Source organism: Acinetobacter sp. YH12039, from assembly GCF_013420015.1.
Taxonomy (GTDB): domain Bacteria; phylum Pseudomonadota; class Gammaproteobacteria; order Pseudomonadales; family Moraxellaceae; genus Acinetobacter; species Acinetobacter amyesii.
Window position 1 is genome coordinate 1 of the sequence record NZ_VOZA01000031.1, and the last position, 12,117, is coordinate 12,117.

Sequence of the window (12,117 nt, forward strand, 5' to 3'; positions counted from 1 at the left end):
ATGGGCTGAGTAGACAACCAGATTTCATCAATGCGGATCATGTTGCAAGTGCCTTGAGTAATTCTGCTAAAGCAGATATTTCTGATACTTGCCATTTCAAGCCAATTTCTGCTTTTGAGTGGGGTAAGGTAATTTGAACCGTTAACATGTCAGTAGGAGTAGGATCTAATGGTGCAGAGCAAGATAAGGCAATAAATGCAGGTTTATTCGGTAGTGGTGAGCGATTACTCCCTAGCTTAGCATCAATTAAGCGAATCCATTTGGATACAAGATTTGTATTCAATCCATGTTGCAAAGCGACTGAAGCAATTGAAACGTCTGGTGCTTTACAAGCCTGAACGATCTGCTGTTTAAATTCAGCACTGTATGTTCTTCGTTTTTTCGCAAGAGATGCGATGGATGTCTGATTATTTGTAGTCATAAATTTAAGTCCCCACTTGTTTTTAAGTGGGGACTAAATTAAGGCTTATAGGATGAATTCATAAGGTGTGTTCAGCGGACGCTTACTCTTTATCACCTATATCTAAATGTATATTAAGCACTTTTGCTGTTCTAAAAACATTCACTATTCCACCAAGCCCTAACTGAGGCTTTGGTTCTTTCAAAAGAACAACTTTGCCTCCTATTAGCGTTTCCATTTCATTAATTGAGTTCGGGCTATACAGTCCTTGACCATTTAATCCTGAAATCTGGATATGAAGACTCATCTAAAAAACTCCTTACTTCCGTGGTGGATTATTATCACGACCACCGCCTGAAGGATTCCCTGTTGTACTTGGCCAGCCAGCTTTACTCATTATGTTTCTCCTGCATTCATGTAAATTCAGCTTCACTTCGAGCTGATAGATTCATTATGGAAGAAGTATTTTTTTGATTTTGCCGGAAACCCAACAATTCAGGATAAAAATTAAACAAATATCACCTTACCTATTTTTATATCAAGCCAAACGATACCAATCACATTCCGCAGCCTGATTTGAATTACATGCTTTCTTTTTTGCTTTGCAATAGATAGGTAAACCTTCTGTATAGTTATAATTATCCCCACTATATTTACACAAGAAACAACTTTTCACAGGTACTTTCTTTTCAACCGCAAGTTTTAACTGTGAAATAAACATATCCCCATGTGCATAACCCATCAGTACATTTGAGTTCTCAAATTCCAAATCAGTTTCAATAATATTGCTATATTCAATTTTATCTTGATACTTCGATAACTTAGCTTTTATATCTGCTAAATATTCCAAACCTAGCCAAGCCTTACCTGAATCCCAAACAAGAAATAAAAAATACCGTTTGTGCATACATTTACAATCAGCATCAACTATGGGAGCACTTTCTTGATTGAATCCCAAAAAGAGAGCATCGCTTGGCTTCAAATCTGCCCTATATATTTTTTCGACATCCTCTTCGCAAGCTAATGGTATTTCAATAATTCGTTTGCCTGAGCTTTCTTTTTTCTCACTCAAAAAATGAGTCACAGCAATTTCAATATAAATACAATCTTCGGCATTATTTTGACGGGTTAACAATAGGTCTGGAATAAACTGATCGTGCCTTTTTTCAACTTGTATTTGTGAAAAATAATTTGTGAGATCAAAGCATTTCTCTGTATAACCAAGATCACAATGTTTTCGAATGGTTCTTTTAAATTTTTGGCATTTCTTAGGCACATGAAAAGTAATGTAAAATGGTTCATTTTCAGCTAAACATTTTTGATATGTTTCAAAAAAAGCACGTTTACCCAAACGGTGTAAGTAAGTTTCACCATTGCACTCTAGTACAGTTTTATGGGCAAAATGAGGTTTCTTGATTTTGCCATTCACCTTAGCAATTAAAGGATTGTCACAGCCCAGGCAAATGTATTCAGATTTTTCTTCTTGTCCGACTAAATCAACTGCTTTGACAATGTCAACCATGTTCATTTTTTGCATATTGATAACGTGCCATTTCACTTCCTTATAAATTTAACCCGTCCACATCAAATAATTATTTTCTTTTCCCTGTGCATAAGCCCACTCAGCCACCTTATGCGACCGCTCTTTATCCGTCAAAAAACCGAGCACTGATATCCGATCCACAATAATCAAATTCTGCTCTTCATTTCGCTCCTGCCATTTATGCAAAAACTCATCAGATGCGAGTAGATTACTTTTCTTAGAATTACAGCTTGAATCTGCCAACACGAAGTTATGACCTGTATCTGAGGGATACATAGACCATGGAATGAAATGATCAACGGCGTAATTATTCTTTTTCATTTCCTTATTACAGTAAAAGCATCTGCACTCCTGCATCTCTACCAATACTGTAGCAACTGCATTAAGCTGATTTCGGCTCGGCTCAAACATAAATTGCTCAAGGTTTGGTAACTTATTCAAAATCTCGGCATTACTACTATTTCTACGAATATAATCAATCCAGCGCTTCTGACAGAGTTCTTCAATAATTTCACTAAATTGTCGTAAGCAATACATGACTTGCGGTAATAAAATTAATTGCTTCCCTGATTGCTCAAGCCGGTATAGAAACTCAAAGTTTTGTCCATTGATGTTTTGCAGATAACGGACTGGCATGTCTTTTACAGTGCGAGCGACATCTTTAACTAGCTTCAACCACACCAATGAATCTCGTCTTAACAGGCCAAGGGATGAGTAACTCTGACGAAGCCCAATGATTCGATTTACAATGGCAGCTTGCTTACCATTGTTCTGATTTAAAATCAGTTGTCCTGCATCGTTAAATACATACGGTACAGCCTGCTTCCAATATAGCTCGATAAACTTCTCAGCAATATCCGTATATTCGAGTGATAGACTCTCACCTGAATCTTTACCTTTTTCAATAGCTAATCGGCTTAGGCTAATCAGCAACGCAAATTTATAGGTGCTACTAAAACTACCCGACTGTAAAATCAGCTGAATATTTTTTAAGAATTTAAGTTGTTCTTGTGCAGCAGGTATATGCACATTAATCCTCTACTAAATAGATAATATAATTCGGATCATTCATTAAACATAGTCAAAGTATTCACCAAGTTTAATTCACGACAAAGCATGAAATTTGTCTGCTCGAATAACCTTTCAAACACTGGATGCCCTGATAATTGCTGAGTACCACGAAATGGATGATCTCGATATTCTGGCATCACTGGAAACTCTGCATTTCTCACTCTCAGGTCAAAGCTCAATGCATCAAACCACTCTTTATCAAAGCTCTTGTCCTGAAGTTTAACCAGCTCGTTTGCCGCTACCGGGTACGTCACCCAGAGCTTACGCATCATTCCCTGTTGCTCAACTTCCTTCGTATAGCTATCTGTTTCTGATTCCAGAACAGAAGAAATCATATTCGTGATCTCCCTGATATGCTTTTGAATGTTCTTATAGGCATTCAACTGAGGGAATGCCATCTGAAGGGCGATTAACTCATTTAGGAACTTCCTTAAAGAATCTTGTGAGAGATTGTCATTGGCAATATCAAACGACTCCTTGTTACCGAAGTTTGAGCGATCTTCCATGATCATAGGCCCACAGATATAGATATTTTCAGGAATGGTCAAAGCATCTTCTTGATCGCTAATAGTGAGTAATCTGGACTTAAGCGAATGCTGGTCCCGGCACCATTTCTCGTAGAACTGAAGTTCTTTTAACTCAGGCGTTAATGCAGGTGTGTAAAAACTTCGGTATTTGTTGGTCTTAGTGCTATAGGTAGAACTGAGCTTATTTGCTGAGTAAACCGTTTGAGCCTTCTCTACTACAGCCTTAAGCCTTCCAACCAATTCACCCTCGGTTGCAGCAATCTTATAAAGAACACTATTCACGTCCTTCATGAAATCCCTGATCAAAGAAGCCAGTCCCGGTTTATCACTGGCCTTATCCTTCACCTCACCAATTGGGATCATGGCGATCTGAGTTTTTTTGAAGCCAGCATCCCCAGTGATACGAGTATATAAAGTCCCACGAATAAGCATGAAAATTGAGAGCATATCCAATGAGCTCTTAACTTTATATTCAAGCTCTGTCTGAGTTTCATCATTAGATACTAAGTAGAAATCTTCTACTAGAATCGTCAGCAGACGATCGCGTTCATCGCCGTTGACCCACTCATTTTTCTCTTTATCCAAATATCCACCACGTCCCCGGTAAACAAGCTGGGCGATTTCCATTAAAGAGGCTTCAATTGCGAAACGAGGCATGGCAGCAATGATTGAATCACAGTTCGGGAATGAAATCCCCCTAGCCGCAGTCGAAGTAATCAGTACGACTTGCAATGTCTCTTTGCGATCCAGCAATTCTGTACGGTGGTATCCCATTAACTGGCTATCAAAAATGCCTATCTTAGAGCGTTCAACCACTCCTTCATCGACTAATGCATCTCTGAGTGCAGCCAATGCATTTTTATCCTGGGCAAAGTAGATAACTTGCTTTTTACCATCTTCAAGATTCTTTTGAATAAGCTCGATAGCAGTCTGTTGAGTCCTTTCCCCAGCTTTCTGGCGAAATAGATGAGTCAGGTTCTTATCCAATCCAAAATCATCTGTTTCAGGGACTACGGCGTATTGCTTGAGCATATATTGGATTTTAAGATCACTTGCCGGGTAACAGTTCGCCATGATATGGATACTAGAACGAACACAGTTACCATCATCCAGATCTGCAGTCTGCATCTTGAATGGGAAATTACCCAAAGATGGAGAGATGAACATTTTTGCTGGTAACTGGTCCTGTTTCTTCATATAGTTCTGGATTGCATTCACATTACTGAGGGATGCATCAGCAAGAATCACAGTCACGGTAAATGGTGAATTATCTTGAAACGGTTCAATGAAGTTTTTGGAAAGGAATTTCAGCATCTCATTGATAAAAGTACGTGTACCTGAATCCCCTGTAATTTCATCAAACATCACCACAATGTTAGGGAACTTTTTGGCAAACTCTCTCCGTTCGATTTTGGCCTCTGTCGGCTTCTTATCGATTTTGTATTGGAACATTTTTTCCAGCCCATCCAAACTGGAAGCTGCCACAGTTTTATTTTGGTTTTCCCTTGGGTTTCGTGGTCCAGCTGGTGTGGTGTTATATGGCATGAATGCCTGACTTGCTACAGTCATCGTCAGCTTATTGAGCTCTGGATGGAATACAAGTAATTGCTGTGTCGCTTCCCCTAATGAATCAAACACTCTGGCAAACTTCTTATTGGTTGCCGTAATTTTAGATTCTGAAGTATTGGCATAGCGTCTATTGGCATTTGCATTCTGTTCCAGGTCTTTGAGCTTTCGGTATTCATCTTGTTTGAACAATAGAACACTTGAGCCATGATCTATCTTCATATCTTCAACACCACCCACAATAGCGGCACCACGCGCATTCACCTTACAATCCGTATTGTGAATCTTCGAATAGATTTGCTGTGCCTGTGTCACCACATCACTGTTACTGGTAATCGTAGCTGATATTTTAGATAAATCACTGACCACATCATCGTTAATCAACACTCGTGGACTGGTATAAAAGAAGAAAAAGCCTTCCAAATCTGCCAATAAGGTCTTAACGCTCGATGTTTTCCCAATCCCCGGCGTACCAGTCAAACAAATGAAATTCACCCGACCTTGTTTACTTTCCTTCAATGCCAGTACTACGGCGCATTTATGCAAATCACGTAAGGTGAATGAAGTTTTATTCTCAATTTTTCCCTTACGAATTGTTTTAAACTCAGCCCGCACCATATCTTTAAGTTTTTGGTTATGGTCTTCGTCATCGACTTGCCGATCTATCAAGTCAAAAACCCACTCTAAAGCCAGTGGCTGGTTAGGATTCACAAAATCCTTAAGCCTCTCAGTAATAGTGAAAGTAAGATCCTGACCGTAGGAGATATCGCTAATATTTTTGGACACGATTTCCGAGATGTTTTTTACAGGTTCATTCACCAGATAATTCAGAATCTCAACTTGCAGTTTCGTGCGTTCATCCATATCGTCCAGACTCAGAACGTTATCCTGATACTCCTTGCCCAGCTGATACATAATTTCCAGCTCTGGAGATTTATCTTTATCCGAAAATTCAGCAGAAATGTATTCACTTCCCCGGCTGGTGATCGCCATCACACTCAGACGAATATTTGGCATGTCATCTTGTTCAAACTTCCATTTAAAAGAATCAACAAAAGTGGTTGCATACGAACAGCCTTGCGCCATCTTAAATAGGACTTTTTCCTTACGGACATAGGCTCTCAAGTATTCACGTAGTTTTTTTGAGAACTTAAATGGGATCTCTTGAGCTTCTGCATTCACGTATGAGAAAACACTTTGCGATTCAGAATGTTTGATGTAACGCTTGTACTCTTGCAAATAGGTACAAGAATCCTTGGCTTTGAATTGTTCTGGTTCACCTAAAACGTAAAATAATGAATATTCCTGAACCAGCACATGATAGTTGGCTTTGACTTTGATTACCGCCAAGAAATCAGCACGACCAAACATACCCTTACCAAACATTTTAGCGTGGGTAAGACTGAATTGTTGATTCCATGTTTCCAACGCCTTCTCCTTGAAGGCTTTAATAGCAATATGTTCTTCCTCAGTTGTGTAGTCATCTACAATGGTCTGGGTTATATCATTTGGCATTGTCAGTGGACACCAGATGCCAGATAAGCTCCAATTTGGTCTTGCATTCGCCGTTTTAGCCCTTGCAATACCTTTTGGCTTGATCTTTCTTAGAAACTCACGAGTATTGGTATAACCATGCCCGAATCCAGTTTTTATCAATTGCTGAAAATAGCTTTCGATATTTTCATGGATAGCGGCATTAATGACATCGCTATATAGCGCTTCCTTCATTTCCTGAAAGACATCAGCAATCTGTTTACTATTCCATTCTGCTACTACAGGATGGCTGGCTGATAATAGCTTTGTATCAAGCAAAGCCATAATCGAACCACGTTTAACAGCGATCTCATAAACCTCGCCCCAAACTTTGGCTTCATTGTTCACCACGGCGCTTACTCCACATCAGTCGCTAAAATTTCTTCAGCTCCCTCTGGAGACGGCTCGATTGGCTCAATCAAGTCTTCATTCATCAGAATAACGTATTCTTCGAGCTTGCCGATTAAGGCTGGCAGACTCATGACGACTTCGCCTTTATTTAGACGACTCGACACTATGACTTCACCAAGCTCTTGAATGCCAGTAGTGCCACGAATATGGGAAGGCTCAAGTACCGGAGTGAAGTTTTTGCCAGCTGTAGGACGTTCAGACTCAAAGTAATGCAGACCACGCAATACAGAGCGAATTGATTTCATTTCATTGGAATCATTCACATCAATAATTTTACTGTGCAATCTAATTCGCTTATCGTTATGAATCGAATGCTCCTGACTGGTTAGCATATAGAAATACGAGCAAATACCATTCTGAGTACGAACACCCACAGTACGTTTAGTCGCAAAGCTATATACGGACAAGGATTGTTTATATTCTTTTTGATTGATGATCGCAGTATGGTACTGATGGTGCGGTACCTCATAGACACGACTGTTATCACTAGTTTTTAAGCTCAGTGCTGGGATCGTATCAGACTGGAATGGATAGAAATTCATATTCGGGAACAACTGATCAAGTTGATCCAAAGCACTTTCACTTTCATGAATCAAGTTGCTGGTTTCAGTCTTACCGATCTTACGCTGTGCAAAATGGTGTGAAAGCAATACAACATCTTCAAAACCATCTGACTGCAGTTTTTCGATGATACGGTGCATCGCCTTACTTGTTCTCAGATTGTCTTCAGCAACTGGGGCATGACTGACCTTCTGTAGTGATAAGCGACCCTGTTTATCGTTGATACGCTCAAGTGTATAGACGTAGCAGATGTAGCCATAATCTGGTTTAAGAAGTAGCAAATCCTTCTGATGCTGATACTTAAATTCCACATCATTCTCAGGTCGAGAGTTATAACTAATACAGGCAATTTTGTCCTTAGTGCCCTCAAATGGGATGATGATTTCTGAATATCCTGACAGTGCTTCAATTGCAGCCTGAATACGGTAAGTCACTGTTTTATCCATAGCGAGATTCACCGGGGCACAAACTCGCTCACCATTTTGATTACCATAAGGCATAGAATCTGGTTGATACTTAAGGCCCTGTACCTTCACAATAGCATCATCATTGTTCAGCAACTTCTCAAGGGTATAAGCGGTGGCATACGCTCGTTTACACTCAGGATTAAACCCACCTTTTTGGATCTTTTTTGATTTCCTTTGAAATTGGGCTTTTTCTTCATTCTCATGTTCATCAACTGAGTCAATTCGCATTACAGGTACATATAAGCGCTCTTCGATACCCAGTTGATTTTTTACTTCTTTAATCAGATGTTTAAGGAATAGATGAATCGCAATCGAAAAACATGACGTACTGATGATCAAAGCATTTTCTTTTTCATCCAAACATAATTGAGCATGGCCGCCTTTTAAGTCACTCAATCGAAATAGCTTAGATGAATAATGAATCATGACCTTGTATTTAGATAACAAGTTGTCATAACTTAAGCTCTCAGGATGATAAAAATGTGGCAGCCCATTGTCGCTGACCTTCTTGTTGGTCGGCACCATCAATACTGGTAAACAAGGAATATTCAGATTACGAGCGACATCAAATTGATCTAGGTCGGTATTAGGATTCTCAATCGGTACCAACGTTCGAATTTTCAGTGTGGAATTAAACTCAATCTCGCTTAGGGCTTTACGAGCATAATCATTCTTTCGAATGATTTCGTCTTGGCTCATTTTCGCCAACTTTTTACGGCTAGCATCCACTATCGAGATGTAGCTGTAAAAGTTCGATTCTTTACCCTTAAATATACTAAAGAACTGTTCCGCATCTTCACCAATTGAACTCTTGAATACATCTAGATTCACAATACTTGGAAGGATGTAGAGTACAGTTTTAAGACTACTATCCTTTTCCATCTCACTAATGATGGAATCCAGATTCGCTTTTAGCGCTGTAGTGATCGTAGACGTGATCACCTCCATTCGCTCATGCATTTTTTCGGTATTGAGCTTTTCGTCTAAGATACGAGTAAGGTTAAGTCGTATTTTTTGAGGATTCTTGAATGCATCAACCAGTTTATTGAATGCCCCTTCAAAATCTGAAATCTTCATGTCTGCCCCAGATAGGACGAAGTACATCATAATGAGCTGGAACATCTCTACTTGAGCAACGCGATCTGAGCACTCTTTGCTTAATCGTTCTTCAGAAATCGGCTGACCTTTATCATCAACAATATCCTTCAGCAGCAATGCTTTATTGATAGTATGCAGACGAGCTTCATAAGCAGTCAGCATAGTATCTGCACCCGAACGGTTGCATTTGCTTGTCTTATAATTGATCTGCAACTTAGAGTTAAATGAACTTACTTTTTCCTCTTTAACAAACTCCCCATTCACCCGAAAGGCATAAGTGACTTCACGTTTTAGAGATAGCCCTTCCTTATCCTCATGACGAATATCATTCATTTCAATTTTTGGTTTTACCCAGATTGGCAAAGCATCTGTTGCTCCAACATAGGCCAGCAAACCATTAAAATCAACTTTACCTACAGCTCCATAGATAGCACCAAAGTCAATACCATAGTCCTTAATGGTTTCCGTTGTTTCCTCATTCCATGGAGCAATTCGATTACCAAAAATCTGAAAGAAAGCAATTGCTTTACGGATATAGGAAACAGCGGACTCACGCTTGAAATCGTTACGCTCAGTCTTATCAATGTGATCCGCAATGATTTCCATAATTTTGAAGCAATTTCGGATACGAGCTCGTGATAGTGCTTTGATTTCTACGAAATGAAGTAGATTTTGGATATCATTATTTTCAGCAGAACATTCATCATCAAGAATTTCCTGCATACGTTCAGCAACCTCTAATGGCATCTTTTCACCAGCTGGGTAGGACTGCTTCACAATGGCTTTGATTGCCTCGCAAACCTCTTTCACCCATTGAGGTTTGCTGATTTCTTCAGTAACAGTGAAAAGTCGTAATTCGCCATCTTTTGCTTTTAAGTCGTTTGTATATTGCAAAGAAGCTACTTTAGATTGTCCTTTGACTTGCATAGGATACTGAGAATTTTTGGCAATCACTGGATCAGAATATTTGAGATCGCCTAAGAATTGGTTGAGAGAATTTAGTGCCATACCTGTCGGAGCATTTTGAAGTACTTGCTGAACAATTTCAGACATCACTTGGTCTAAATCACGATAGGTCTGGGCAGTTTTAGCTTCAGATTCCTTATCAAATAAAGTGCTTATTCTGAGTTTTGAATCTTCAGGTAATAATTGAATATCTTTGATGATGTTATAAATTGGCTTTGAATCGTTTTTAGTCCCGATCTGCTTAAATACTGCAGACACAAAAGCGGTCGCATCAAAATGCAGATTATGAGAAGGCCCATAATAATTGAAGAAATGATCTGATTGATGGTTTTTAAGAGTCCCCACCATGGCTTTTAATAAAGGGGAAAGAATTATTTTAGGTGCGAGTGTACTTAGTTCAGTACTAGAACCATTGTTATTTAATTGCATTAAGTTTTATCCATGACAAAGTTGGCACTAAGAGGTATTTTTATATTTATTAAATATCAAAATCCTCTGTCTGAACTTTGATCATATTTTTTTCAATTAAGAATGTAAATATAAGCCTTATATTAAATTTTTTTCTTCACTCTACACTGACTGTAAAATCAGCTGAATATTCTTTAGAAATTTGAGTTGTTCTTGTGCAGTGGGAATAAAATTAAGCATGTTTTTTCCAAAGCAGATTGAGCCATTCCTCATTACGATCAGGACGCTTATCTACAGTAATCCATTGTTTTAATACAGTAACCCTATCCAACTGATCTAGTAATTCTTTAGCTTGTTCTTCATCTAAATCGGTAAATGCTCTACCATCTTTTACTCGGTCTATTGTGCCGTATTTAAATGACATATAACAAACACCCCCACGGCGTAATGCAGCATGAATACGTTTTAAAACATCAGGGAGTCTATTACGAGCACAATGTAGTAAAGAGGCACATGCCCATACCCCATCATAAACATCGTGCATATCAAGCTCATAAAAACTTTGCTGCTGAACAGCGATACCGGTCAGTTGGCTCGCTCGTTCGACCAATACTTCAGAATAGTCGATAGCATCAACTTGATAGCCTTTATTTTTAAAAGCCAAAGTGTCACGCCCTGAGCCACAGCCTAAATCCAGGATGCGTGCTGAATCTGGCAACTCAGCTAAAAATGGTTGGTATAGGCTTTCCATATCCACATACAACGTGGCTTGTAAAAATTGATCTGCGTATTGGTTGTAATAGTCTATTGTTTTCATATTGGTTGCTTAGGTGCATATTCTTGCCCAATTGGACACTTAATAGTATATCGTACTGGATACAGATTCTTCTTTTAATTGGACACTCTTTGCATCTAAAACGAAATTTAAAAGAAAAAAGTAAAATGATTCCTATGAAAAAAGCGGTTATTGCAGTGAGTTGCTTAAGTATACTTTTGATGGCCTGTTCCTCGCTTCTTAATCCAAGTATTCAGAATTCACTAAAAGAAGTGAGAACATCAAAATTCCTAAAAAATGAAGATAAAACAAAAACCATTGGTGGGATTGATGCAAATAGTAATGGTGTGCGTGATGATATTGAGGGATACATAAAGCTCAAATATGGGAATAACCCTGAATTTGTTAGCGTATATATGCAGTATGCACAAGAATTACGAAGAAAGCTGACTTTGGCTAGTGATGATCGTGAGGTCTATCGTAGAGCGTCACACGAAGTTAGTAGAAAAATGGTTTGTGCTGCGGAAATTGACTATAAAGTTGAGCCTGAAAAAATGTATCGGGACACAATGATCATTTATGCCCTGTCGGTGAATACCAAGCAACGTAAGGCTGAAAGTAATCGTATTAGCTCGTTGGTGAGTGGCATGGTATTCACATTACCAACTGAGGAACACTGCAAAATTAATGAATACGTTTATTAAAGTGTCCAACTTAAAGAAGAATGGGTGTCCAAATACTTATTGATTTTGCACTTAGGCTAAACACTGACCCCAGTCTACTAAAAAACA

8 protein-coding genes are annotated in these 12,117 nt (G+C 38.9%); 1 reads left to right on the forward strand and 7 read right to left on the reverse strand.

Translation table 11 applies throughout. The annotated features are described in order from the left end of the window. Nucleotides 1-37: 37 nt before the first annotated feature. From FTT98_RS12375 to FTT98_RS12405, 7 genes are all read right to left on the reverse strand, one after another. The gene (locus FTT98_RS12375; RefSeq protein WP_180025687.1) at nucleotides 38-421 is read right to left on the reverse strand and encodes a transposase; all 384 of its coding nucleotides are present in this window, start codon (nucleotides 419-421) and stop codon (nucleotides 38-40) included. Nucleotides 422-503: 82 nt separating this feature from the next. Beyond that, a complete protein-coding gene (locus FTT98_RS12380; protein ID WP_180177418.1) occupies nucleotides 504-707 on the reverse strand; it encodes a hypothetical protein in 204 nt (67 codons plus the stop codon). A gap of 231 nt (nucleotides 708-938) precedes the next feature. Beyond that, nucleotides 939-1,922: a competence protein CoiA family protein gene (locus FTT98_RS12385; RefSeq protein WP_257230215.1), complete on the reverse strand. Its 984-nt coding sequence runs from the start codon at nucleotides 1,920-1,922 to the stop codon at nucleotides 939-941. A gap of 48 nt (nucleotides 1,923-1,970) precedes the next feature. Then, nucleotides 1,971-2,972, reverse strand: coding sequence for an HNH endonuclease domain-containing protein (locus FTT98_RS12390; RefSeq protein WP_373685137.1), 1,002 nt, complete (start codon nucleotides 2,970-2,972; stop codon nucleotides 1,971-1,973). Nucleotides 2,973-3,007: 35 nt separating this feature from the next. Continuing rightward, nucleotides 3,008-6,991, reverse strand: a complete 3,984-nt coding sequence (locus FTT98_RS12395; RefSeq protein WP_180177419.1) for a hypothetical protein — start codon at nucleotides 6,989-6,991, stop codon at nucleotides 3,008-3,010. A 5-nt stretch (nucleotides 6,992-6,996) separates the two neighbouring features. Next, a complete protein-coding gene (locus FTT98_RS12400) occupies nucleotides 6,997-10,572 on the reverse strand; it encodes a hypothetical protein (RefSeq protein WP_180177420.1) in 3,576 nt (1,191 codons plus the stop codon). Between the two features lie 211 nt (nucleotides 10,573-10,783). Continuing rightward, a complete protein-coding gene (locus tag FTT98_RS12405; protein ID WP_180035929.1) occupies nucleotides 10,784-11,368 on the reverse strand; it encodes a class I SAM-dependent methyltransferase in 585 nt (194 codons plus the stop codon). A 134-nt stretch (nucleotides 11,369-11,502) separates the two neighbouring features. Here FTT98_RS12405 and FTT98_RS12410 point away from each other — a divergent pair, with 134 nt between their 5' ends. Further along, nucleotides 11,503-12,030 (forward strand): hypothetical protein, encoded by a 528-nt coding sequence (locus tag FTT98_RS12410; protein ID WP_171406929.1) that lies wholly within the window; start codon nucleotides 11,503-11,505, stop codon nucleotides 12,028-12,030. Nucleotides 12,031-12,117 lie beyond the last annotated feature (87 nt).

What these genes read in the sequence shown, in the direction of transcription:
- FTT98_RS12375 (WP_180025687.1), bottom strand. Translation starts at nt 421, where the DNA reads ATGACTACAAATAATCAGACATCCATCGCATCTCTTGCGAAAAAACGA.
- FTT98_RS12385 (WP_257230215.1), bottom strand. Translation starts at nt 1,922, where the DNA reads ATGGTTGACATTGTCAAAGCAGTTGATTTAGTCGGACAAGAAGAAAAA.
- FTT98_RS12410 (WP_171406929.1), top strand. Translation starts at nt 11,503, where the DNA reads ATGAAAAAAGCGGTTATTGCAGTGAGTTGCTTAAGTATACTTTTGATG.
- FTT98_RS12405 (WP_180035929.1), bottom strand. Translation starts at nt 11,368, where the DNA reads ATGAAAACAATAGACTATTACAACCAATACGCAGATCAATTTTTACAA.
- FTT98_RS12380 (WP_180177418.1), bottom strand. Translation starts at nt 707, where the DNA reads ATGAGTCTTCATATCCAGATTTCAGGATTAAATGGTCAAGGACTGTAT.
- FTT98_RS12400 (WP_180177420.1), bottom strand. Translation starts at nt 10,572, where the DNA reads ATGCAATTAAATAACAATGGTTCTAGTACTGAACTAAGTACACTCGCA.